General features: G+C 37.2%; 21 protein-coding genes. 4 read left to right on the top strand and 17 right to left on the bottom strand.

Features of this window, described 5'->3' with window-relative positions:
* Nucleotides 1–204: 204 nt before the first annotated feature.
* The 8 genes from glpC to HMPREF9456_RS06495 form a co-directional block, all read right to left on the bottom strand.
* A complete protein-coding gene (gene glpC / locus HMPREF9456_RS06530; protein ID WP_006842698.1) occupies nt 205–1419 on the bottom strand; it encodes an anaerobic glycerol-3-phosphate dehydrogenase subunit GlpC in 1215 nt (404 codons plus the stop codon).
* Between the two features lie 8 nt (nt 1420–1427).
* Nucleotides 1428–2678, bottom strand: a complete 1251-nt coding sequence (gene glpB, locus HMPREF9456_RS06525; protein ID WP_006842697.1) for a glycerol-3-phosphate dehydrogenase subunit GlpB — start codon at nt 2676–2678, stop codon at nt 1428–1430.
* 8 nt (nt 2679–2686) lie between these two features.
* Nucleotides 2687–4303 (bottom strand): anaerobic glycerol-3-phosphate dehydrogenase subunit A, encoded by a 1617-nt coding sequence (gene glpA, locus HMPREF9456_RS06520; protein WP_006842696.1) that lies wholly within the window; start codon nt 4301–4303, stop codon nt 2687–2689.
* Nucleotides 4304–4449: 146 nt separating this feature from the next.
* The gene (locus tag HMPREF9456_RS06515; protein WP_006842695.1) at nt 4450–5622 is read right to left on the bottom strand and encodes an OprO/OprP family phosphate-selective porin; all 1173 of its coding nucleotides are present in this window, start codon (nt 5620–5622) and stop codon (nt 4450–4452) included.
* 2 nt (nt 5623–5624) lie between these two features.
* Entirely contained in the window at nt 5625–6578 is a 954-nt protein-coding gene (locus HMPREF9456_RS06510; protein WP_006842694.1) for an HAD family hydrolase, read from the bottom strand.
* A gap of 55 nt (nt 6579–6633) precedes the next feature.
* Entirely contained in the window at nt 6634–7329 is a 696-nt protein-coding gene (locus HMPREF9456_RS06505; RefSeq protein ID WP_006842693.1) for an MIP/aquaporin family protein, read from the bottom strand.
* Nucleotides 7330–7347: 18 nt separating this feature from the next.
* A complete protein-coding gene (gene glpK, locus HMPREF9456_RS06500; protein ID WP_006842692.1) occupies nt 7348–8838 on the bottom strand; it encodes a glycerol kinase GlpK in 1491 nt (496 codons plus the stop codon).
* Between the two features lie 45 nt (nt 8839–8883).
* Nucleotides 8884–10479: a glycerol-3-phosphate dehydrogenase/oxidase gene (locus tag HMPREF9456_RS06495; protein ID WP_006842691.1), complete on the bottom strand. Its 1596-nt coding sequence runs from the start codon at nt 10477–10479 to the stop codon at nt 8884–8886.
* Nucleotides 10480–10719: 240 nt separating this feature from the next.
* On the opposite strand from HMPREF9456_RS06495, the gene HMPREF9456_RS06490 reads away from it, so the two are divergent.
* Entirely contained in the window at nt 10720–11484 is a 765-nt protein-coding gene (locus HMPREF9456_RS06490) for a DeoR/GlpR family DNA-binding transcription regulator (RefSeq protein ID WP_006842690.1), read from the top strand.
* A 1-nt stretch (nt 11485) separates the two neighbouring features.
* On the opposite strand, the gene dapA is transcribed toward HMPREF9456_RS06490, so the two are convergent.
* From dapA to gldG, 5 genes are all read right to left on the bottom strand, one after another.
* Entirely contained in the window at nt 11486–12379 is an 894-nt protein-coding gene (dapA, locus tag HMPREF9456_RS06485; protein ID WP_006842689.1) for a 4-hydroxy-tetrahydrodipicolinate synthase, read from the bottom strand.
* A 73-nt stretch (nt 12380–12452) separates the two neighbouring features.
* Nucleotides 12453–12965 (bottom strand): DUF6913 domain-containing protein, encoded by a 513-nt coding sequence (locus HMPREF9456_RS06480; protein WP_006842688.1) that lies wholly within the window; start codon nt 12963–12965, stop codon nt 12453–12455.
* Between the two features lie 90 nt (nt 12966–13055).
* Complete coding sequence (galK, locus tag HMPREF9456_RS06475; RefSeq protein WP_006842687.1) at nt 13056–14198, bottom strand: galactokinase; 1143 nt, start codon at nt 14196–14198, stop codon at nt 13056–13058.
* A 35-nt stretch (nt 14199–14233) separates the two neighbouring features.
* Nucleotides 14234–16231 (bottom strand): NAD-dependent DNA ligase LigA, encoded by a 1998-nt coding sequence (gene ligA / locus HMPREF9456_RS06470; protein WP_006842686.1) that lies wholly within the window; start codon nt 16229–16231, stop codon nt 14234–14236.
* A 119-nt stretch (nt 16232–16350) separates the two neighbouring features.
* Nucleotides 16351–18747, bottom strand: coding sequence for a gliding motility-associated ABC transporter substrate-binding protein GldG (gene gldG, locus HMPREF9456_RS06465; protein WP_006842685.1), 2397 nt, complete (start codon nt 18745–18747; stop codon nt 16351–16353).
* 33 nt (nt 18748–18780) lie between these two features.
* Between gldG and HMPREF9456_RS06460 the strand changes: the two genes are divergently transcribed.
* The 3 genes from HMPREF9456_RS06460 to HMPREF9456_RS06450 are packed head-to-tail and all read left to right on the top strand — an operon-like array spanning nt 18781 to nt 20955.
* The gene (locus HMPREF9456_RS06460; RefSeq protein ID WP_018074823.1) at nt 18781–19605 is read left to right on the top strand and encodes a hypothetical protein; all 825 of its coding nucleotides are present in this window, start codon (nt 18781–18783) and stop codon (nt 19603–19605) included.
* 50 nt (nt 19606–19655) lie between these two features.
* The gene (gene mscL / locus HMPREF9456_RS06455; RefSeq protein ID WP_006842683.1) at nt 19656–20066 is read left to right on the top strand and encodes a large-conductance mechanosensitive channel protein MscL; all 411 of its coding nucleotides are present in this window, start codon (nt 19656–19658) and stop codon (nt 20064–20066) included.
* 43 nt (nt 20067–20109) lie between these two features.
* On the top strand, nt 20110–20955 hold the full coding sequence (locus HMPREF9456_RS06450) for a M48 family metallopeptidase (protein ID WP_420864494.1): 846 nt from the start codon (nt 20110–20112) through the stop codon (nt 20953–20955).
* A 50-nt stretch (nt 20956–21005) separates the two neighbouring features.
* On the opposite strand, the gene HMPREF9456_RS06445 is transcribed toward HMPREF9456_RS06450, so the two are convergent.
* The 4 genes from HMPREF9456_RS06445 to HMPREF9456_RS06430 form a co-directional block, all read right to left on the bottom strand.
* On the bottom strand, nt 21006–21488 hold the full coding sequence (locus HMPREF9456_RS06445; RefSeq protein ID WP_006842681.1) for an HAD-IB family phosphatase: 483 nt from the start codon (nt 21486–21488) through the stop codon (nt 21006–21008).
* 657 nt (nt 21489–22145) lie between these two features.
* Nucleotides 22146–23066: a helix-turn-helix domain-containing protein gene (locus HMPREF9456_RS06440; RefSeq protein ID WP_006842679.1), complete on the bottom strand. Its 921-nt coding sequence runs from the start codon at nt 23064–23066 to the stop codon at nt 22146–22148.
* Between the two features lie 865 nt (nt 23067–23931).
* Nucleotides 23932–24399, bottom strand: a complete 468-nt coding sequence (locus HMPREF9456_RS06435; RefSeq protein WP_006842678.1) for an SMI1/KNR4 family protein — start codon at nt 24397–24399, stop codon at nt 23932–23934.
* A gap of 237 nt (nt 24400–24636) precedes the next feature.
* Nucleotides 24637–26250 (bottom strand): OmpP1/FadL family transporter, encoded by a 1614-nt coding sequence (locus HMPREF9456_RS06430; protein ID WP_006842677.1) that lies wholly within the window; start codon nt 26248–26250, stop codon nt 24637–24639.
* Nucleotides 26251–26304: the final 54 nt, after the last annotated feature.

Here is a 26304-nt window from a genome sequence, read left to right as displayed (position 1 = left end):
AACCAACATTTATATTTATAAAACAATCAATTACAACATTTTGCATATACTATAAAATAGTATACACATATTAAAAAAGTAACTTATCAGCTTTATGTAGAAAAATGTAGCATAAGATATCTTTCACTATACGATAAAACACTGAAATGATCGAAACCCTATTCGAAACCACGCTATACTCTACTTAATTCATCACATATATCTCTAAGCTAAAGCTTCTGCCAATATCGAAATTGGATGTTCACAACGTTTTGTAGTCGACATTTCTATCTGCCACTTACAAGTTTCGCAATCTGTCACTATATAATCATAATCCTCTGCTTCAATTTGGTTAAAAAGAGACTCTCCTATATCTTGCGAAGTTTTATAATTTTCTTTCTTGAAACCATAAGTACCGGCTATACCACAACACTGAGAGTCTAACACTTTCAATTCGATATTCGGAATTAGTTTCAGCAACTCTATCGAATAATATGACCAACCCAATTTCTCCATGTGGCATGGCGTATGATACGCTACCTTTATTCTCTTATCCCTCAACTTCAGCTCGTTATCGCTTGTGCTCAATAGCCTGTAAATATAACGTGTAGCAAGTTCGACATGATCTCTTACATCCTTGGTATCGATTCCCAATAAATGTGGATATTCATCTCTTATAGTGAAAGTACAGGTAGATGATGTTGCAACCACTGGAATGTTTTTCTCCAATATAGATTCGCGGATAGATGCAATATTTGTTCTAGCCTGTTTTTTGGCTTGATCAATAAATCCATTAGAAATCAATGCAACGCCACAACACTTTTCTTTCTTTAGCAACTGCACACCTATTCCCAATGAGTTGAAAACCTTAACCAAGTCTTTCCCCAATTGAGGATTATTATAATTCGCATAGCAACCATGAAAATAACTCACTTGCTTCGGAAACACCTTTTGGTCATCAGCATGTTTCTTATACCAACCCTCGAATGTACCCAACGAATATTTTGGAAAAGTTCTGCGATGATCTATCTTAAATACAGAATCGAGCACCGATTTTACCGGACTCAATCCGAGTGTTGCATTCACGATTGGAGCAAATGGGGTAGCAAAGCTACCAACCAAATCCGTATTTGCTAAAATGAAATCCCGAACCTTGGGTTTCTTTTTACTGTATCTAATTCTGGCAGATTGTATTATATCACCAATCTTAACATTCGACGGGCAAGCAACCTCACATCTTTTACAATTGATACAATACTTCAGAGCCTCATCATAAAAATCAGCTTCTTTCAAACGTAAGCGTTCTCCATCCGGCCCGGCTTGCTTAGGTCCCGGATAATCAGGGTTAACGGCAGCTACAGGACAATAAACAGTACAAACAGTGCATTTTATACATTGTTCAAAGTTATTTTCGCTTATATTATGTTGTTGCAAATTCATAATTCTCCCTATTTATTTTTTATTATGCTTTCGGCTATACTTAGTGCACTCAGAATAGATACACCGGCTCCACAGCCTTCTTTTATAGGATTGAATCCTTCAAGGATAGCTCCTGAAACATATAGATTACCCAATGCAGTTCCGTTCAAAAGTCCTCTGAAATTACTATCTGTTTTAACACCAAACTGCTGATAACCCTGCGCATCAAACATTTTTAGGTTATACCATTTTTGCCTGTTATCTGAATAACTAACATCTAAGTTAAAAATCGGCTCATATATCCGATCAGATGTTGCAATCAGCCCTTGACTGAAATAGCTTCCGGTAGCCAAAATATAGTTCTTACACACGAAAGGAATGTCTCCATGATTGAAAGAATAAACCCTCTTTATCGTATTATTCTCTATATCTGCCTTTTTAATGCTATCACCAAGCATATAAACTCCGCCCAGCTTCAAAAAATAATCGTGAAGATATTGTTGTGTATAAATCCCAACAATAGAAGGCGGCATTGTTGGAATCAATAAAATTGGTTTATTTACATCCTTTTGTAAATCCTGAAAGGCTGTTGAATTAAGCCCTATACAAGCCGGTAAGATAATAGCTTCGCTATCTGCACTTTTATCATTTAATATTTTAGCTACAACATTTATATTTCGATCCAAAACCCGAGCAATGTTAGTTGATCGCATTTCGGTCGGATTACGCCTGAGATAATCTAAATCGGGAATATCAAACAAATGAATGTCGCTCTCTGTACCTAGCTTCAAGAACTCATCAGCTATAAACTGCGGATAAAAATCAAGAAAGCCAAAAGGATTGAATATTGAAACCTTTTTCCATCTGAGACTATCCATTCGTTCACTTGTTGCAAAGCCAAAAGAGGTCAGCCATGTTGGTCTTAATGTCCCCATTGGAGTAATTCGATAGTGATTCACATCATCATTCCCAAACATAGGTAGCCCGACATTTGTAAAAAAAATTTCAGCATCAGAAACCAAACGTTTAAAACGGTCTGCTCCCAGTTTTGCATAAGGATGGTTCGGCATTTGCTTTATTACATCGGGCAAAGCGGATAAAGGATTATTGACTGCTGTTCCGTCAGGCAAAGCATTCAACAAGTCGTACGAACCGGAAGAAAAATGTAAAGCACTTTGTCCGGAAGATACAATAACACAACGTTCTCCCTGTTGAGCCAATTTGATGCCACAAACAAGCCCCGATAATCCACCTCCTATTATAATCGTATCAAACTTCATAATTATAATTATTTTTCAACTGAATCTAACCCGCACACACCTTGATAAATCCAAGCAGTATATTCGCTTTCACGCAAAGTATCGCCCCATGCTATAGGATAAATACCCTTCCAACGTTCATTCAAAAAAGAAGACAAATCAAGTTTTGCTCTTTTGGTACAAAACCGTTCGGTACTTCTCATTACACCGGATGCCCGACAAGCACAAAGCTCTCCTTGACAAGTCCCCATTCCAATGCGTGTTCTTCGCCTTAGATCGACAAGGCTTTTCACATTCAATTCATCCAAAGCATATTTTACTTCGCCTACCGATACGCCCTCACACTCACAAACCAGACTGTTATCTAGTTGTGTATTATCCATAAGCTTTTCGGCCATATCTCCATGGCGATATATCGCAGCTTTTCGTTGCGTAGCGGGCAACGAAATTATTTTTTTATTTATTTCTTCTATATTTTCTCGAGATCCCGGCAATTTCTCTTCAGCCGTAGTACATGGCGACGAAACACTCAATTTCTTACACACAAGATCTGTTGCCCATTCCGCCATCAAACGATAAGTCATCAACTTACCTCCCGTTATCGTTACATATCCTTGCAGCCCATCACGTTCAGCATGATCTAGCAGTACGATACCACGACTAACATTTCGTCCCGTAGGATCATTATCGGATGCAACTAATGGTCTGACTCCGGCATAGGCTCTCAAAATACGAGTTTGCGCCAATCGTGGGGCAAGCTTCTCTCCTTCCCTGATCAGAATATCGACTTCTTGAGGAGTCACAGTCATGTTATCAATTTCATCGTATGGAATATTCATCGATGTTGTACCGATCAAGGAGATAGTATCCCCCGGAACCAAAATATCCGAATCGGCAGGTTTTCGGCATCGATTAAGCACCACGTTATTAACACGGTGACCAAAAATCAATAGAGAACCTTTGGCGGGTAACATTTTCACTGTAACACCTGCAAGCATAGAAATATGCTGTCCCCAGATTCCTCCGGCATTGACAACAATCGATGCGTATATCTTTTTTGTTTCTTTCTCTTTATGATCAAATACCTCTACTCCAATTATGCGATCCTGCTCTATTAGCATACCTATTACTTCATGGTATGTCAATATCTTTGCACCATGCTCTCTTGCATCTATCATATTGGATGCCGTCAACCGAAACGGATCTACCGATCCATCAGGAACTTTTACTGCTCCTATTATCGAAGGATTGGCTGAGGGCTCGAGTAAGAGTGCTTCTTTTGGATCTATTATATCGGCTCTTATCCCTGCAATGTTACAAGCCTCTACAAACTTCGCCTGATAATTCAGATCATCTTCGGGAAGTGTTAGAAATAAACCATTAGTTTCTTCGATGCAATGGCTCGCTATTCGTTTTAATATCATATTTTCTTTGATACATTCTTCGGCTGACTCCCTATCTGTTACAGCATAACGTGCACCACTATGCAACAATCCATGGTTGCGCCCTGTAGCACCTGTAGATATATCGTAACGCTCAAGCAAAACAGCATTCAATCCCCTACGGGAGCAATCTCTTGCAAGACCTGCTCCGGTAATTCCTCCACCGATGACTATAACATCAAAAATATCTGAAGAATATTTCATAAGAATAACATTTAAGATGATCCACAAATATACGAAACTATTCGAAACATAAAAGAAATATATCGAAATATTTAGCAAATAAAATAAGAGGATAGAAATTAAATCTACCCTCTCATTGCCATGTTAATATATAAAACTATATATAATTAAAAGACAACTTGAAGCCTACCTTGAATAGCATTAATAGTTTCTCCTGCAGCTAAAGGATTTGTATTACCTAAAGAAATATTAGAATAGTCTAATCTTAACATTATATATTTATTTAAATAATAATTTGCGGCAAACGTCCAATCGCTCATTCTCCCTCCTTTTATCCCTGAGTTTTTATTATCAAGATCGGTATAGTTGTATCTCAATGCAAATTCTAAAGACTTCGGTTTTGGAGTACCCATCCTCGCCCAAGAAGATGAATAAGTATAATTACCCCCAATAGCCAAAAAACCGATTTGAGCATAAGCCCCACTGGCTTTATATGCAGGCAGATCATCTTTTCTTTCTACATTGCTATGAAAATATTCAGCTTGAAGATACACAGGTCCGTATGCTCCGATAAGCTCTACAGCATATTTAGCCTGATAATCGGCATTTGATATACTCGCCTGAATAAATTTACGCTTTTCTACATTTGTGATCAACGAACTTCCATAGCTGATTACTTTCGGCTTCTGTACACCGTTAGCATCTAAGCCATTAGCATCGGCCTTACGGTAAGAACCGGCTAATCCTATATGGAATATTTTACCTTCCTGCTGCAACGGATTAAATACAACACGTCCTGTAGCCGAATAGCCATCATCGCCTTCGATGGAATTGTTCATAGAGTCGCCATCAGCAAATGCACCGACTCCTACCCATGCATATTTATTCCAACCAATATACTCAACTCCCAGTTTTCTTCCCGGAGAGAATGCAAACGATGTAGCGTTGGCAGTAATAAACTTGATGTTAGCAGAACTCTCCATATGATCGATACCGAATGGTTCGGCAAAATGTCCGCCTCTAACATAAGATGTTTTATTCAGATTATACTGCAAGAAAATATCTTTATAACCTACTTTCCCTCCGGCAAATCCGAGATCAACTTTCATATCGAAACTTTTATATTTCGCTTTCAGTCCTATCCGGGCATCCGGCATAGCTACTCCATTACTTAGGTCTGTTCCGTCTTCTATATAAGTTGCTCCGTCAAAATAAAAGCGACCCGTTGGAGTTATTTTCACGGTTTCGTCTGCGATTTTCACATCCACAGACTGAGCAAACAATGAAGAAAATGAAAACAGAGAAAGAGCAGCCAATATAGTTAATCTACAACTAGACATGACTATTGTTTCTTATTGGTTTTATTAACTTTCACACCCCATTCCTGAGTTGTATATTTATAGTTTCCTTCAGGAACATCGTTACAATAAACAATAACACAGTTCGGATCTTTATCCCAATATTGCTTTACTGTCATACCTTCCATATTTCCGGCATGTTCTTTTTCTATCTTCACATTATCAGGGTTAACCATCAACTTCAATCCTACGGACTCATCCATCATTTCCATATCACCACGGCTATTACCACCAACAATAATCGGACGAGCTTTAATAAACGTATGAATAGTTTCAGCCTTCCCCCAATCTTGTGGTGTTGGCAATACTAATTCGTCTGTTGTCTTTCCATTTCTTACAGCAGATTTCACTCCGATAATACGATCTACCGGAATACCAAGTTGCTCGTGAACAAAGCGTTGATATAAAAACTCGGGAGATGCAGTCAACACCCATATTTCGATTCCATACTCTTGCAGATTTGCCAAGAATTCTTTCATCTCAGGATAGAATTTCCCTTGAAATTTTTCGTGATAGCAATCATTGCCTATTGTGGATATTTCTTCAGGAGATAATCCGGCAAAAAATCTCACACGCTTTTGTACATAAGCAATTCCTACATTATCTTTTCCATGAAGCATATCATCTACAATTGCCATTTTTTCTTTTGCTTCTTTATCTGTTCTATTTCCATAAGTTTTTTGAGCAAAACTAAAAAGAGCTTCATCCGCCAGATAGTAAGGAACCTGACCAAACAATGTACCGTCGCAGTCAAATATGGCGACTTTACGTTCTTTCATCGTAATCGTAGAGTTCAAAAAGCTCTCGATACGATCGTTCGCTTCTTTCGGCCAGCCTTTTATATAACGGTATGTTTGAGCCGTTAAAGCGAACGAAGAAGTCAAAATCATCACTACCGCAAGACATAATGCCTTACGCATAAAATTAATCTTTTTCATAACTTAGTAATTTAAAAAGGTTTTAACAACTAGATTTTGGTATTAGATATAGTTTCTACTTGATTAATAAATATAGTCCCGAAGCTAAGGCAGCACCAACTATCGGTCCGAGAACAGGTATCCAAGAGTAGCCCCAATCGCTGTCTCTTTTATTCTTTATAGGTAGTATTGCATGTGCGATGCGCGGTCCTAGGTCACGAGCCGGGTTAATAGCATATCCGGTAGTTCCCCCCAATGACATACCTATAGATACTATAAGTAACGACACCGGAAGTGGCCCATCTATCTGAGCACCACCTACCATCAGCACTCCGAACATAAGGACAAATGTTCCGATTACTTCACTGATAAAGTTATAGGTATAAGCTTTTATCGCAGGTCCGGTACAGAAAACACCTTTTTTAGCATTTGGATTTTCTTCGGCATCAAAATGAGGTTTATACATCAGAAAAACCAAAGATGCACCTACTATAGCACCTAACATCTGCGCTACAATATATCCGATTACACTTCCTTTGAAACTGCCCGCAATAGCCAAACCGATAGTAAGAGCCGGATTAAGGTGCGCTCCCGAATATGGAGCAGAAATATACGCTGCAACAAAAACGGCCAAACCCCAACCGAAAGAAATCACAACCCAACCGGAACTGTTACCCAATGTATTCTTGAGATTAACATTTGCACAAACACCCGCACCCAATAAGATGAGTATAGCTGTGCCTATAAATTCGAATAATATATCTTGTCCCATGGTATATAGATTAGAGCATTATCTCACCCACGATTGGGCACGGTAAACAGCTTCAGACCATTTTTTCTTAGCCAAATGCATATCAATCTTAAGATCAGGCTCGAATTTGGTATCAATTTGCCATTGACTCTTTATCTCTTCTACATTATCCCAATAGCCAACAGCAAGCCCGGCGAGGTAAGCAGCCCCCAAAGCTGTGGTTTCAGTAGTTTGTGGACGAATTACTGTTTGCCCAAGTACATTTGCTTGAAACTGCATCAATAAATTATTCTTTGCAGCACCACCATCTACTCTGAGCTCTTTAAGCCCTACGCCTGCATCCAAGATCATTGCATTGATTACATCCATAGTCTGATAAGCAATACCTTCGAGTGCAGCTCGGGCAATATGTGCAGAAGTAGTTCCTCGCGATATTCCAACAATTGTACCCCGTGCATATTGATCCCAATAAGGAGCGCCTAAGCCAGTCAAGGAAGGCACGAAATACACATCTCCATTATCTTTTACCTGCGTGGCCAATTCCTCTATTTCGGAAGAAGAGTTTATAATTTTAAGCCCATCCCTGAGCCATTGCACTATTGCTCCACCAACAAAGATACTTCCTTCGAGAGCATAAGTTGTTTTTCCATCCAACTGCCATGCTATCGTAGATATTAGATTATTTTTTGAGACAACAGGCTTATTCCCTGTATTCATTAAGATGAAACAACCTGTTCCGTATGTATTCTTTACCATTCCTTGTTCAAGGCACATTTGTCCGAAGAGCGCAGCTTGCTGGTCGCCGGCAATACCCGAAATAGGGACTTTGGAGGCAAAAATTGTAGTTCGTGTATGTCCATATACCTCACTAGAAGCGCATACCTTAGGCATCATACTTGCCGGTATGTTAAACAACTCGAGCAAGTCTTTATCCCACTGTAAAGTATGAATATTGAACAACATTGTACGTGAAGCATTCGAGACATCGGTAACATGTACTGAGCCTCTTGTTAGTTGCCATACAATCCAAGTGTCAACCGTACCAAACACCAATTTTCCTTTTTCTGCTTTTTCTCTCGCACCCTGAACATTATCCAGTATCCATTTTACTTTTGTTGCACTGAAGTATGCATCAACAATCAGTCCTGTTTTTTCTTTAATAACAGGAAGTAGTCCTTCATTTTTCAGTGCATCACAATATTCGGATGTTCTTCGGTCTTGCCACACAATAGCATTATATATGGGCTCTCCTGTTTCACGATCCCAGACAATAGTAGTTTCCCGCTGATTGGTAATTCCGATTCCGGCAATATTCGTACCATTGATTCCAATTTTTGTAATAGCTTCAGCAGCTACGGCAGCTTGCGAAGCCCATATTTCGAGAGGGTCATGCTCTACCCAACCGCTCTGTGGAAAAATTTGCGGAAACTCCTTCTGGGCTACAGAGCATATCTCTCCTTTACGATTGAAGACGATAGCTCTTGAGCTGGTAGTGCCGGCATCAAATGATAAAATGTATTTCTGTTCCATGGTATATTGGTTATATGATTAGTTTTTCTGCAATCACTCCATATGCTAAGGTATATAATTCGGCTTATAGTCTACTAACAAATAATGCTGGGCTAATTCCACAAATTCATGAACTTGGGTCTCTTCCCACTCCTTATCTTTCCCCATTTCTATAGCCATAATCGAGGCAACTTGGGGTGCCATATCAATAGCTGCACGTGCATCTAAAAACAAAATCCGAAAACGCCTTGCAAGTACATCTTCTACAGTCAAAGCCATTTCTTCTCGAACAGCCCACAGAACCTCAGCAACTGTATAATCATAATCGGGATGTAATTTTTCGGCAAATTTCAGAGACTGATTTTGAAGCTCAACGATCTTATCAATATCACTTCCGTAAACATAGTTAAAATTAGACCTGTCGACCTTTTCCTTGTATCCATGTATTCGCAATTCTTTGGTAACACATTCTTTGCGAGGCAATCCCCCTATAGCAATACCTTTATCGATAACATCTTGGGCCATATCTCTATAGGTAGTCCACTTACCACCTGTAATAGTAATGAGCCCACTATCTGATATTACAATTTTGTGGCTTCTTGATATTTCTTTTGTTTTCTTACCGTCAGATTCTTTTTTAGGCGCAGCCAAAGGTCTCAAGCCTGCAAAAACAGAAAGAACATCGTTCCGTGTCGGCTTCTTCGCTAAATATTCTCCGGCAGTCCTAAGAATAAATTCTATCTCCTCTTCCAGTGCCTGAGGCTCCAGAACAAATTCTTTTAATGGAGTATCGGTTGTACCTAAAACAACCTTATCGTGCCATGGCACACCAAACAGAACACGCCCATCGCTTGTTTTTGGGATCATTATTGCTGTATCTCCTCCTAAAAACGATTTATCTACAACAAGATGAACCCCCTGACTCGGACGAACTATATTATCTTTTTCGGGAGCATCCATCTTCATCAAGCTATCCACAAATATTCCGGTAGCATTCACTACAACTTTTGCTTTTAGCGAATATGTCTGCTTACCCATTTCATCATAAACATTTACTCCTGAAATTTTGCCAGAATCGTCCTTTATCAAATTGGTCACTTTAGCATAATTAATCACAACTGCACCTTGTTCAGCTGCAGTCTGCATCAAGTTAATCCCCATACGAGAATCATCAAACTGCCCATCATGATAAACAACACCTCCTCTTAATCGAGCCTTATTTATTTGAGGTATCTCACATTCTACAGCCTTCTTACTCATTGGCAAAGAACGCCCCAAACCCCTCTTGCCTGCCAACAGGTCATAAATAGTAAGACCTATTGTATAAAATGGCTTTTCCCACCATTTATAATTTCCGATGATAAAACGCTGATCCTTTACTAGGTGTGGTGCATTCTTTTTCATTAATCCTCTTTCGCGAAGAGCCTCAACAACCAAGCTAACATCTCCTTGTGCCAAATAACGCACACCGCCATGCACAAGTTTTGTGCTGCGACTGGAAGTAGCTTTTGTAAAATCAGCCTGCTCCAACAACACTACCTTGAATCCTCGTGAAGCAGCATCAACCGCAGCACCAAGCCCGGTTGCCCCGCCACCGACAACAACAAAATCCCATCTTAGAGATTTATCTGCTATTTGTTTTATATAATTATCTCGTTTCATTGTATCACATCTATGTACACACAAAATTAATTAAGAGTTTGAAATAAACAAACAAATTCGAAACTTTTTTATATACATTCGGAGTTATTTATTACTACTTCGAAATCAAAACATATAACTACGAAACTAAATACATATAACAATAAAAAAACTTAACAATAAAGAAGTAAGCTGTATTACATAAACAATAGAAATATTTATACCTTTGCAGCAAGATCTAATAACTAATTAGCAAATAATATGGGAAATATAGCAAAGCGACATAAATATATACTGGAGCAACTCAAAGAAGACGGATATGTGAAAGTTCTGGACTTAAGCGAAAAGCTGGGGGTTTCGGAAGTTACGATACGAAAAGATTTAAAGTTTCTCGAAAGCAAAAAGATGTTATATCGTAATCATGGAAGTGCCAGTAGCCTTAGTTCGATTATATCAGACAAACATATAGATGTGAAAGAAAAGCTTAATATGGATGAAAAATCATCTATAGCAAAGGCTGCAAGTAAATTATTAGAACCAAACGATAAAATTATAATAGCATCGGGAACAACCCTACTCGCTTTCGCAAACGAAATAAATGCCAGCGAAGGTATTACAGTAATCACATCTTCGGTAAAAGTTTCATTAAGCTTATGCTATAACCCGAATATTGAGATCATTCAACTGGGAGGCATTATGAGAAAAAACTCGGTATCAGTGATTGGACACTATGCTGAAAACATACTGGAAAGTCTCTCCTGTAATAAACTATTCTTGGGGGTGGACGGAATTGATCTCGATTACGGACTGACAACCAGCGACATGAGCGAAGCTAGAATCAATCAGCAAATGATAGATGCCGCACAAAAAATTATTGTACTTACAGACTCATCCAAATTTGGAAGAAGAGGGTTTTGTAAAATATGCGATTTAAATAAAATACATCATATCATTACAGACAAAAATGCACCGGCTCATATAATTGAGATGATGAGAGAAAGAGAAATAGAAGTAACTCTTGTCTAAACTAACATTTGATATTGAGTTCGAGCAATACGTTTCTTATTTGCTCATAAGTAGTTATGCGTGTAGGAACTAAAGGCAGGCGAAGCTTATTTTGAATATAACCCATCATATTGAGCATACATTTTACACCTGCCGGATTTCCATCCACGAAAAGAAGGTTGAATAGCTCGTTGAAACTATGATGTATAGTCAAAGCACTGGCATAATCACCTTCAAGTGCCAAACGAGTCATACGGCTAAACTCGCGAGGGAATGCATTACCAATCACTGATATAACACCAACAGCACCGAGGGTTATAAGAGGAAAGGTAACCCCATCATCACCTGATATCACATCAAAATGTTCGGGTTTCCGCTTTATGATATCATCCATCTGTGTCATATTTCCAGAGGCTTCTTTTACAGCAACAATATTTCGGAACTCATTAGCAATACGCAACGTTGTATCCGCCGTCATATTAACGCCTGTCCGTCCCGGAACATTATAAGCTATAATAGGGAGTGGCGATGCTTCCGATATTGCTTTATAATGCTGATATATACCTTCCTGCGAAGGTTTGTTATAGTAAGGAACTACCGAAAGAATACCGTCTATGCCGGCATAATCATTTTTCTTTAACTTTTCGACAATGGCACGTGTATTGTTTCCTCCTTCACCTATAATAACAGGAATTTGACCATTGACTTTATTTACGACCAGTTCGACAATCTGTTTTTTTTCTCCTTCGGTCAATGTTGGGGTTTCTGCTGTTGTACCAAGCACAACCAGATAATCAGTTCCATTTTGCAACTGATAATCAACAAGCCGAAGCAGGGCATCATAATCGACACTCTCATCTTCTTTAAAAGGAGTAATTAGGGCAACTCCCATTCCTCTCAGATTTATCCTGGACATAAAGTCAATCTTTATCTTTAGAAAAGTGTATATCTCTTTTCAGTTTGTGCAAAATTAAGAATTAATTTACACCCTAGAGCACTTTGCTCAGGTAATTTTTTATTTGCTGATAAGTTTCCTGCAGATTCATTTCATCAGTTTTGAGCACCAGAAAGTCATAGAAAGGACGATCAGGCTTTATAATACCGATACTAAATTCCGAAGAGTTATTGGCTAGCAGATATTCATAAACCTTACTTTCAGTCGTAGTCAAGTCAATAAGCGTATCATACTCCAATGCTTTGAACTCATCCAAGACGGATGGTGCAAGTATCTGAAGTAAAGACATTTCCTGAGGGTGAATAATCCTCACATTTGCCGGAAAGATTGTATTCCCCGGAGCCTTCTTTGTAGATTGATACGTCCACAAAGTAACTTTCTTGCCATTTGCTGTCAAATCTTTTGATATAGCAGCTATAGCCGGCCAATCGTTATATGAGAACAGAATAAGTACACTCTTCATGCTCTCTAAATTTCGGAAAGCATGTTTTCTTTTATTATCTCGGAAAGCAGAATTTATTTTCCATTTTACTAAAAAATCAAACATAATAATTTTGTTGTGTTAGATATCATAATAAACGAGCAGTCGTATATTTCGTTTTCAACCGGGAAAAATAAATTCTGCTTCTATTATTTTTTATAATTTTCTGGCACCATCACTGATCACCACATCGTATACTTTCGGCTTGATTCTGAACTTTTGCTCATAGCTTTCGGTAGCACGTTTGATGAAATCATCATGAAGCTCATTTTTTACAAGATTGATAGTGCAACCACCAAAGCCGCCACCCATTACACGAGACCCGGTTACACCACACTGACGTGCGATATCATTCAGGAAGTCAAGTTCTTCGCAGCTAACTTCATATTTACGGCTAAGTCCGATATGAGTCTCATACATTTTCTTACCTACAGTTTCGTAATCACCTCTTTCCAATGCATCACACGCTTCGCTCATACGTTGAATTTCTTCGATAACGAATTCTGCACGCATGTAATCTTCGGCACTAACTTCATTAGCTACCTCTTTCAACATGTCGATTGTAGCATCACGCAATAACTCCACTTCAGGATGATATTTACGAATATATGATGCTGCATTTTCACACGATTCGCGACGTTTGTTATAAGCCGAAGAAGCCAACTCATGTGCTACGCAAGTATTCAACAGCACCAAGCGGTATCCTTCCGGATTGAACGGAATATATTTATACTCAAGAGAGCGACAATCCAAGCGGATTAAAGATCCCGCCTTGCCAAAGCAAGATGCAAACTGATCCATAATACCACACTTAACACCTACATAATTGTGCTCTGTTGCTTGTCCTATTTTGGCTAGTTGAAAACGATCTAAGCCAAGATTATACATATCATTGATTGCAAACCCAAAACAACTTTCCAAAGCTGCTGACGAAGACATTCCTGCTCCAAGAGGCACATCACCGGCAAACACACAGTCAAAACCTTGAACCTGTTTTCCAAGCTTCATTATTTCGTGACATACGCCGAAAATATATTTTCCCCATTGTTTGATCGGAATATCATCTAATCCGAATTCATCCATTTCAGACAAATCCATAGCGTATGCCTTAATGCGGTCGGGCGTTCCATTTGGCTTGATCACACAATACATGGCTTTGTCGATTGCTCCCGGCAACACAAATCCGCCATTGTAATCGGTATGTTCTCCAATAAGATTGATACGCCCCGGCGATGTATACATTGCACCTTCGGTTCCGAATAGCGATTTAAATTTTTCTTTTAATAAATTTAGCTCCATGGTCGATTTTAATTATTTAGGGTTTATACAAAGAATTATTCCAACATTTTAAGAAAATCATCTTCATTAATAATAGGAATACCCAGGCTTTTCGCTTTCTCGAGTTTAGCAGGCCCCATATTGTCACCGGCTAAGACATAACTAGTTTTTGAAGATATAGAACCGCTGTTCTTACCTCCATTCTGTTCTATCATACTCTTGTATTCATCGCGGGAATATTTTTCGAAAGTCCCGCTAATTACGATTGACAAGCCTTTTAGTTTTTCTGTTCTCTGGGCAATAATAGATTCACTAAGTTCAAATCGCAATCCAAATGTACGAAGTTTATTTATGACTTCAAGATTGTTAGGATTACTAAAATATTTAACGATGCTTTGAGCTATCCGATCACCAATTTCATCAACCTGTGTCAAGTCTTCTATTGTAGCGGCTTGTAACAAGTCGATATCAGGAAAAGCCAATGCTAGTTTTTTCGCTACGGTTTCGCCGACATAACGGATACCCAAAGCAAAAAGCACTCTTTCGTAAGGCACAGATACTGATGCATGAATGCTATCTATAAGATTCTTGGCACTCTTCTCAGCCCAACGCTCAAGACGAGAGACATCCTGCCACTTTAGTGTATACAGGTCTGCAATATTTCGGATATATCCGGCATTGTAAAGGTGCTCAACAGTCTCTGTTCCTCCGGCAATATTCATCGCTTTTCGGGTCAGGAAGTGTTCGATACGTCCTTTTATCTGAGGTGGGCACGACACGTCGTTCGGGCAATAATAGATAGCCTCTCCTTCGTCTTTGACAAGAGGTGTACCACATTCGGGACAATCTTTTATAAACTCGACTTTAGCATCAAATATATTTCTTTGGGCAACATCCACACCTGTAATCTTTGGAATTATTTCTCCTCCTTTTTCTACATAAACCTGATCATTGATATGCAAATCAAGGGAATTGATATAATCTTCGTTATAAAGCGATGCTCGCTTTACGGTAGTCCCCGACAATTTTACGGGTCTGAGGTTGGCCACAGGTGTAATAGCTCCTGTACGGCCCACCTGATATGAAACAGACTCTAGTGTGGTAACAGCCTGCTCTGCCTGAAATTTGAAGGCAATAGCCCAACGAGGAAACTTAGAGGTAAAGCCAAGATTCTTTTGCTGAGTCAACGAGTTTACTTTAAGGACGATTCCGTCGGTAGCTACAGGCAAGTTTTTACGCTCCTTGTCCCAATAATGTATATATGCGAATATTTCGTCTAAAGTCTTACACTTCTTGGTTGCATCCGAAATCTTGAAGCCCCACTCCTTCGCTTTGATCAGATTTTCGTAATGTCCATCTGTAGGCAAATCTTCTCCCAACAAATAGTAGAGATAAGAGTCAAGCTTACGTGATGCTACTATCTTAGGGTCTTGTTGCTTAAGCGTTCCTGATCCGGCATTACGGGGATTAGCAAAAAGGGCTTCTTCTTGTTCAGCTCTTTCCTTATTGATATCATCAAAGACTGACCATGGCATCAGAATCTCTCCTCTGATTTCAAACTCGGCAGGATAACCTGCCCCATGCAATCGCAAAGGGATACTACGAATGGTACGCACATTAGCTGTCACATCATCTCCCTGCACTCCATCACCACGTGTAACGGCCTGTGTTAACTGACCGTTGATATATGTAAGAGAAATAGATGTTCCATCGTACTTTAATTCACATACAATATCGAAATCATCATTCAATCCTTTCTTTACCCGATTGTAAAAATCTGTAATTTCTGCCTCTGTGTATGTATTTCCCAACGATAGCATGGGATATTTATGAGGTACTTGTTTGAATGATTTATTAATATCGCTACCAACACGTTGACTCGGAGAATTAGGATCGAAATACTCAGGATATTGAGTTTCTAAATCTGTCAATTCTTTTAATTTCTTATCAAATTCAAAATCTGAAATAGTTGGTGCTGACAGTACGTAATAGTCGTAATTATGTTTGTTCAACTCTTCCCGAAGAGTATCAATTTGGTGCTTTATCTGATCCATTATTTTGTTAAAATCGTAAATACAAATATAAAAAGAAATAGGCTGAAAGTGTGTAAAATTAGATATTTTTCAGAAATCTATTTACACATTGACTTATCTTTAGCGAACGGAATATCAAGTTACTTTTCATATTTTCTTTTTCTATACAGAAAAATCGAACCCATGACCAAAGCAATAAAAAATACAGGAAAAGCAATATTTAGTATAGCATATTGATTTCTGTTTTCATAAGCCTCTTTTTTGTTCAAAACATATAGCTTTTGCTGCTTTGTCCTTAGCTGCATTAGTGCGTCATCTCCTGTGAGCCAGTTTACGGCATTCACTATAAAATCACGGTTACCGAAGTGCTGTTGCGAAACTCGATCGTATCCCATAGGCAATACTTGCGAGCTTTGCCCTTGTCCCTGAATCTCGTTTGTTATGATATCGGAGGACGAAACGACGATCATCTTTGTTTTTTCGCTTGTGTTTTTAGTCTTATAATTATCAGCTTTAATGCTATCAGGCATCTCCCTATTTTGGAATACGGAAGTAAATACACCTTCGAGACTTACAGCGACAGGAACAAATTGCTGATTAAAGTAGTCTTTATTGTCTTGTATTTTTGCAATATCAAAATCAATCATATCCGGCACTTTTACTAAATGCGTGTTAGCAGAAGTAGTCAATAATATATGCTTTATTACAGCAGAAGAGTTGTTTACAATATCAATCGAACTTGCAAACCCAGCTTTTATATCTCTTATATTCTTTGTGATAGGAAAATCCTGAGACGGAATCAACAGTGGCTGAAAATAGCTCGGCACAACGGATGCAGACTGTACTCCTCCATCATTCATCAAATATGTAGAAATACACTGGCTATCCTGAATAAGATCGGGATTTATACGCACACCGTAAGAGAAAAGCATATCATCGAGATTGACATCATTCTTCATACTTGCTGAATGACCTAATTGAGCGAGATCCTGATGAGAATAAAAAGCCCCATCGATAAGCCACAAAACCTTACCTCCCGACATTATATACTGATCGAGAATATACTTATCCGTTTCGCTATATTTTGATAACGGGCCGGCAATAATCACCGCATCAAAATTGTCCAATATATTTATTTCGTTACCAATCTGTCCTCTATTCACTGTGTAGTATTTAGACAATACTTCCTCGGCATCATATACATACGTACGTGAAATCTCATTATGACCTTCAATAAAGGCAACAGATTTAGATGCATCCTGACTTAGTAAGCGAATAGCATCCGTAAATTCAAACTCTAAACCTTCGATAGATGCGTTTATATTTTCTTCCGCTGTGTACCCTGCAACATTTTTCAGCAAAGGAACAACCAGAGTATCTTTTCCGTTTGATATCTGGGCGTATGGATATATTATTTTTTTGCTGGCTTTCCCTTCTCTATCGATCTCGTTAAGAACAATACCGGGCATACCTCTTTCTGCCATCGCCTCATATATCTCGGACGCAGAGTTTTCGGACTGATATACATTCTTCAATTTTATATCAAGGCTGCTGTTCACATATCGATTGTAATCATTTAACATATTAAGTGTTGCATCCTGTAAACGCTGGAATCCATAGTTGAGTTCTCCGCTCAAATATATATTTATATCAAGAGGAGCCTCATCTTTCATACCCTTCAAGAGGCTTATTGTATAATCACTTAACGTATAACGTTTATCGGATGTGAAATCAATTCTATAATTAGGTATAAAGTACAATCCAACATTAAGGATAACGAATAAAACTAGCCCCCTGACTAAAATTCTTGATTTGCTCCCACTTAATACGATAAGAGCAAGAATTACAAATAAAGCCAAATAATTAACAACAACAAGCAAATCCTTGAATAGGATAACACCCTTCTGCATCAATTCGTAATGATGAAGCAGTCCCAAAGATGACACGGCAGCCTGCGTTTTTCCGGTAAGAAATAAGCCGGAGAGCAAAGCGAAACCATAGTAAACAAAAACACTTAAGATTACTGAAGTTATAAGTGCTACAACCTGATTCTTAGACAAAGCCGACCCAAATAGACCGATAGCTATAAAAACCATAACCAATAGTAGCAAAGATAAATACGAGGCAAAAATAGCATTAAGGTCAATGTTTCCTACTGGATTGGCTAGTTGAGATAAAGAATAAACAGAAACACATGTAGGCAGTAAGGTAATAAAGATAAAAATAAATGCTGCTAAATATTTACTCAGATAAATATGGAACATGCTGACAGGTCTTGTCTTTAAGATATCTAAAGTCTTTCCCTTTCGCTCCTCAGAGAAAGAACGCATGGTAAGAGCTGGAATCAACACCAAAAGCAAGATGGGAGACAAAGCGAAAAAGCCGCCCAGATCAGCGTAACCGGTATCCACCACATTGTATTTCCCAGAGAAGAACCATTGTAAACCTCCTATAATGAGAAGAAAAGCTAAAGAAAAGAACGCTCCGAAGGAAGAGCAAAAAATAGACTTAAGTTCTTTAAATACTAAAGCTTTCATATATCTTTGTATAAATTGAGGTTTAATTACACAATGGCTAAACGAGACATAAAGATAGTTATTTTATTTGTTCTGATAATTACAGTCCTTATCGGAGGATGGCGATTATATAACAAACTAGAAAAGAATAAACAATCTTTCTCTGTTGATATTTATGAATATATCTCTCCTCAGGCCGTGACTGTAATAAATATCAATAGAGAATATAATCTGGATATGCTATATCAGTATGACCCTTCACTTCGCAGCTTAATTGGTTTACTCGGAGGAAATTTATCTTTTCCTACCATCATTTCGCAAGACAAAGACAAGGCTAGTATTTTAGTAACCAAAATAGAACAAGAGAAAGAACCTGAGATAGCAGATTATATAAAAAGCTATATAGCAGCAGATTTTCCTCCTCAAAAAAGAGAATATAAAGATGCAATCGTATGGTATTTTACTCAGCCGGATGATAAATTTCTTGTTTGTACTTTTTACAAAGGAATGCTTGCAGTCAGTAATTATCTCAGACCTATCGAAATATTTATTGATTCTGACTCGGAAAACACATTCTTTTCGGACGAAAATAACATCGAGCTTATAACCAAAATTCGAAATAGCACGCCAGTATGTATTTTCACAAAGGTGCAGGACAAAACTCTGGCTCTTAACTATGTGCCTTACAACAACTCAATACAACTAACAGGCTATATACTAGAGAACAAACAGAAAGGAGTAAGCGATTCGATCAAATTAGATTATGCAACAATTCCCTTATTAATGGATTTGCCGGATAAAATGTGCATAGATAGTATAAACGTACAAAATGACAGTAAACTAACAAGTGTAAAAGTATTTCTAAACAAAAAGTTTTAAATTCGTGTTTATAAAAATATATTATAATTTATCTATTTAATAAAATAACTATGTCGGTATTAAAAGAATTAAAGGAGTTTATGATGCGTGGCAACGTAGTTGATATGGCTGTCGGTGTCATTGTCGGTGGAGCATTCGGCAAAATTGTATCATCGCTTGTAAGCGATATTATCATGCCTCCAATCGGAGTTGTACTTGGCGGTGTCAATTTTTCTGACCTGAAGGTAACGCTAAAAGAAGCAGTAGGTGACGCAGCAGCTGTAACAATCAATTATGGCTCTTTTGTACAAACTGTTTTTGATTTTGTTATCATAGCCAGTGCTATATTTTTTGCTATCAAGGGTATCAATATGCTACAGAAGAAAAAAGAAGAAGCCCCTGTTACACCTCCGGCCCCAAGCAAAGAGGAAACATTGTTAACGGAAATCAGAGATTTATTGAAGGAGCAGAGTAAAAATTAAATATAGAACTTTGATAAATAGAACTTAACAAACAAGCATTATGATGAAGTATTTCCCTATTTTATTTATAGCGATGTCACTATTGTTCTCCAGTTGTGGCAGCGTACCTGTGACCGGACGCAAACAATTGAATCTGGTTTCTAACCAAGAGGTTCTTACTATAAGTTTGCAGCAATATCAACAGTTTATAAAATCAGCTCCGATATCGAACGATAAAAAAAATACGGCATTGGTACAGAAAGTTGGTAGAAATATAGCGAATGCTGTTGAAACTTATCTGAAAAACAATGGTTATGCAGATGAATTATCATCGTATGCATGGGAATTCAACCTTGTGAAGAGTGCTGATGTAAATGCCTTCTGTATGCCCGGTGGAAAAATTGTCGTATATGAAGGAATACTGCCTTACACTCAAGACGAAACAGGCCTGGCTGTTGTCTTAGGACATGAGGTCGCACATGCTGTAGCAAAACATGCAAATGAACGTATGAGCCAACAAATGATGACTGAGTATGGCACCGCTGCAATAGGCACTGCTCTAGGAGGAACTTCTGCCGGGGTACAACAAGCTGCCGCCGCCGCAATTGGGCTCGGTTCTCAATATGGAATTTTATTACCTTATTCGCGCAAACAAGAATTAGAAGCAGACAAACTTGGTCTGATATTTATGGCAATGGCAGGATACAACCCAAGTCAGGCTGCCGCATTCTGGACTCGCATGTCGCAGCAAGGAAGTAGCACTCCTGAATTTATGAGTACTCACCCTTCAGACAATACGCGTATCCAACAGATAGAAAAAGATTTACCTGAAGCCATGAAATACTATAAAAGTGGAACGGGAACAACGAATACGAATTCATCAAAAACATCTAACAAATGGAAGTTCTAATTGAATAAAACAGAAGAGGCTATTTCGGGTAAGAGGTAGTCTCTTTTATTTTAGAATTCCTTATAAAACGGAAAATCTGCAATATCTAACAACGGTTTATCCCCACTAATGTCTCCGTATACATAAAGCTTATAAGTATCTCTATGCGGGTAAAGTTCCAGGAAACGTTTGACTTTTTCTACTCCGTAACAGTTTTCACCTTTGAATTTACCGGTAATTACACCGCCTTCTGTTTCAAGCTCTGTACCGATAACTACATCAATGCCGACTGATTGTGCCCAAGGCAAAATCCAGTTGCAAATAGATACACTATTAATGAGAACTATATGCTCTTCTTGTTGATGAAACTTGACCTTATCGATTGCTTGTGATCTCAACGTCCGGCTTATTCGATTTTTATATTTTCCACAAATAGCATTAAACTCTGATAAATTCTTCCCTTTAAAGAAATAAGAAAACAGCCGTTCTTTTGCCTTATTATTTGCAACAAAACCTAGTTTAAATAAGATCAGAACAGGAAAGAGAGCAAACAATCCTAAAATTAGCCGTGGAAATCCATAATAAAATCGAATAAGGTATCTACGGTCGTTATCGTTCCGTCAAAGTCGAAAACAGCTATTACCTTCGATGAATTTACATCTATCATTACCTAAAGAATTTTGTGATAACAAAGAAAGATATAATCCATAAGATTATGATGATGCGGATAAAATTATCTTTGAGGAATATCAATGTTGGATTACCACTCATTTCTTCCACAAATATGATTTGTAAATATCGGAACAGTCCTACAAACACAAAAAAGGATGTCAGATAAAGATTATCTCCGTTACGTACTGTAACTTCCGGCGAAATAGTATATACATAATAAATGCCAAGAACATAGCAGATAACGTAAAACTTTCAGGTGTAAAGCACAATAGTAAATTAGTAGAAAAAGGTGCAAAAATATCTGTTTCGTACGACATATTATCTATAACAGATGTGCTTAATGCTATATATATCGAATAGGATAAATAAATAGTAGTATAAAATGAGGCAGTTTCGTAATGAAGCTCCTTCAAAAAGAATCCTGCTAATCTCACGACTTGCAGGACCCCAACCTTAACACAAACTTTACAAAACTACACAATATATTTTTATTTATTTTCCTATCTTTTACGAGGCATTTATTTGCTCTCATCAATATACTAAAACATACTTGGCTGAACATCTAACCTCAACCTATACTCTGACGGAGATTGTCCTGTATGTTTTTTAAAAAATCTACCTAAAGAAGCTTGAGTCGAAAAATGTGTATCCAATGTTATTTGTTGAATATTTAACGTTGTATTATTCAATAACGATTTTATTTCCAACAAAGTATATTCTACAATCCAGTCTTTGGCAGATCGACCACTTACATCCTTTATCACCTTAGAAAGATACTTGGGTGTTATATCCAATTGCTTCGCATAAAAAGACATTTCTTTATTTTCTTTGTAATGCTTCAGTATTAAAAGAAAAAATTGATATGCCAAGTTCTCTTTCCTTGAACAAGGAGTTGCATTCGCTGACAATACGCTATTCTTAAAGCTATAATAAACATCTAAATAAAAAAGTCTTATTAAACTTACTATATATTCCCGCTGAAACATAGAATCTGACGTAAGAAGTCTTTCATTAACAAGATTATAGTATTCTGAATACCGAGACATCTCATCCTTAGTCAGTTTGTAAAAGTGCTTTTGCATCATATATATGAAGAATAGTGGCGAAAAGCGTGAAATACCACCTAAAATATCATTTGTCATTGTTTGGGAAAGTAAAAAATAATCAACTTTAAAATCGTCGCTTTTATCTTTTACCGAAATAGTCTGGTTTGGCAATAAAACGATCATCTCTCCCTCAACAAAACGATGCTCTTCTTGACGCTGATGTACTTCTATCGTAATAGAACCTTCATGACAAATACCTACTATACCAAAAGTCGTACAAAATGCAGAATGAGGAACTGGTAAAGAGTGAGCATTCTTATATAATTCAAATTCGTTCTCTAACGAATATCCAAGCTCGTTACTTCCCTTTTCTAGCATGACTTTAGTTTGGTTTTGTTGTGTGTTATTTATCATGAAATATTGCTCTTAATATTTCACGGTGCAAATATAGAATTTAATTTCTTAACAGCGAAAATAAATGGACTTTTAGTATAATATTTATAATTATTTAAAACTTTTATCTTCTCATCTTTTACTGATAGGGATTTCCTTCTATTCTTAATCCTTTTTCTTTACCCATAGACAACTTACATAAACTACTAAATAACAAAACATTATCACAAGAAGAAAGATATAATCGTCTTAGATTCTACTAAACGATAAGTCTACTAATTTTCGGGCTCTTTATTTTGATGAATAGTTATGTTTTTTAATGATAAACTTCGAGTAAAACCAGAATATATTTTGAAAAAGCTCATTTAAACTAATTTCAGTATAGTGCTGTTCTTTCTTTTTGTTAGTATTTAAGCTCTCAATCGATTAAATAATTCATATAAAAAAACCGTCCTGAAACGGGCAATTTCAGGACGGAGAGAGGACAACCAAAGCAATCCTCATTTTCGGGAACTTTATAACTACTTTATTACAAGGCTTTGTCATATAGACAAATGTTTCACTTAAAAATTATTATCAATATTTTATATACTTTGCTACATTATTATCTGTGCAAGAATGAATATATTTTTCTATTCTAAAATTGTGATTATTTTATAATTACAATACATAGTTAGTAAAGATTAGCCTCAAGAACAATAGGATACGACTTTTTAGCATAACACAAAACAAATAACAGGCTATATATAAACACATTAAACCATACACAGAAAGAGTAAAATATGACTTTTTAAAGAGTAAAAGAATAAAAAAGATGCTATAACTTTTACCTTATAGCATCATATATCTCTTTGATTATAATCTATCTTTACATTCAAACCGTGCATTATTTCATTTGATGTATTTTCATTTCCAAAAACTTAAAAAAATCATCAGCATAAAAATCATCATCTTCATTCATATAATCACGACAAAATACTTTATACTCATTACCTTTTAGCCCGGGCTCTATTAAGAAATAGTACAAAGCATCTCCCTCTCCTTCTTCTAAAATGGTCAATTCATTCTGAGATAAAGGACTATTTATCGTCTGAGACTTGTATAGATATAAAAGACTATCTATATCTGCAATATTATAGTTTTCGGGAGGAGATACATATTTAACATATTCATCTTCTACTTTGAAGTACTCAAACTCCTTCGACCACCACTTATAAGAATCTGGTAACGGGAACCCCAATTCTTGCTCTGTGTAGTCAATCCATTCTTGTTTTACTACACCCTTCTTGCCGTGTTTTATTTTATATTCATTAGCTCTGAATAACTCAAGAAACTTATGATATGGGGAGGTCATCTATACTAATTTTAATTGTTTGAGAAACAGAATACATTTAGTTTAAAAGTTAACAAATGGTCAATTAAACAAATAATTTGACGCAAATATATTTACAAAGATACAATTCAAAATTAAACTCCGCCCTACTTGTCAGTGACAAAATAATGCTTTCGAGAGCAGAAGTATTCTGCTATAAAATAGAAAAGGTATGCTCAAAGCATACCTTTTCTATTTTATTATATTTTCAAGAATGGTCTAATTCATACTAAACTTATACCCTAAAGTCAATAATCCTTGAAATGAGTTTGTCTTCAAAGAAGCTTTATCTGCTCCCGCAAAAGAATACAGATCAGCCTTTTGTGATCTCATCACAAAGGCAACATCTGTGTAAAAATAACCATTCGACCAATCAGCTTTACCTCTTCTTTCAGGAATAAATTGATACCCTAATCCATAAGTGATATAGTGAGTATCGGCATCGAATGCATATTGTGTAACAGGACGAGGATCTGTAGTAACCTCATTACCATTATTCTTTATTTTTGAGTCAAAAGGACTTTGCACCCATGAATAACCTACACGACCAGAAAATTTGCTGGTAAAACGATATTCAAGTCCAACACGCAGGGTTGATGCCATTTTGAAATCGTTTTTAATATATTCATTCGGATCCGGCGAAAATGTTTTACTGTTACGATTAAACAGCTTCATATTATTCTTATAGTTTGTCAATTCATAGTCTGCACTTATGATAGCCTTTGTCCCTATTACTCCCGCCATGCTAAATGTCCATTTATCGGGTGTACGTAATTTATAATCAAAAACAGCATCTTCCCGTCCATCGTAGCTTTTTACTGTTCCTGCTACATAATCGGGATCAAGACTAGAACTCGATACTCCTGATAAATTATGACTCAAATCGGCAGCAAAATGATCTGTCATTTTATACCATGTTGGCGAGTGGTAAGCAATACCTATACGGAATTCTTGAACCGGTTTTATTATAACTCCCGCTTTTACTTGCCAACCTGTTCCATCCGTTCTATTCCAATTATACAAATCAAATCTGCGATTATCTGCCAATGCACCATTTCCATCAGGCATATACTCTGTATATTGAGAATAGAGACGATAGTTTATATCTGTCATAGAAATTGTAGCACCAATGCTCACGATATCAGAGAAAGAAGTTCCGATATTGAAGTCGTATGAACTAATATAACCTTTCTCTTCCACAAACAAATCATTGGAAACGTTGTTTGGTATTGCCGCACTATAGCCGTTCGAACCTTCATTTATCAAGAAAGAATTGTAACCAAGTACAGTCAACCAATCCTGACTATCCCACACTCCCCAAAAGTCATTATCTTTTAGAGATAGATGTGAAGCTGAAACTCCATTAAAGTTAGCTCTGCCTGCCATATAACCCGTAAGAGATCGAGTATTATCACCCATTATCGCATATTTCCTATCAAAGCTTTTTAACCGGTTATAAGAAAATCCAAAATTAAGAAAAGGAACTACATCATCATATAACGGAAAAGTTCCTACAAAGGCTAAATTATCAAAAGCAAAAGTAAATTTATTTTCATTTTGCTTACCTACATTTAATTGCCCTTGTGACTTCGTATTCTGAAAATTCATTGTTGTCACAATCTCAGACTTTTGATAAACTCCTATACCGGCAGGATTTATTGCAATACCGGAGATATCACCTCCCAGTGCACCAAATGCCCCCCCCATAGCTACAGATCTTGCCGTACCGGTTAAATCATTCCTGGAAAATCTGTATGCATCCATTTCATTTTGAGCATAAGCCATTCCTACAGAAAAGGCAACAGCAAGCATTAATAATGATAATTTTTTCATATTTCAATATTTTTTATCTAACAGATGAAATTTGCATGTTTAAACTCTTTCGAA

This window comes from Dysgonomonas mossii DSM 22836 (assembly GCF_000213575.1).
Classification (GTDB): Bacteria; Bacteroidota; Bacteroidia; order Bacteroidales; family Dysgonomonadaceae; genus Dysgonomonas; species Dysgonomonas mossii.
Note: the sequence above shows the minus strand (reverse complement) of the source record. Positions and strands in the feature narration are given on the sequence as shown.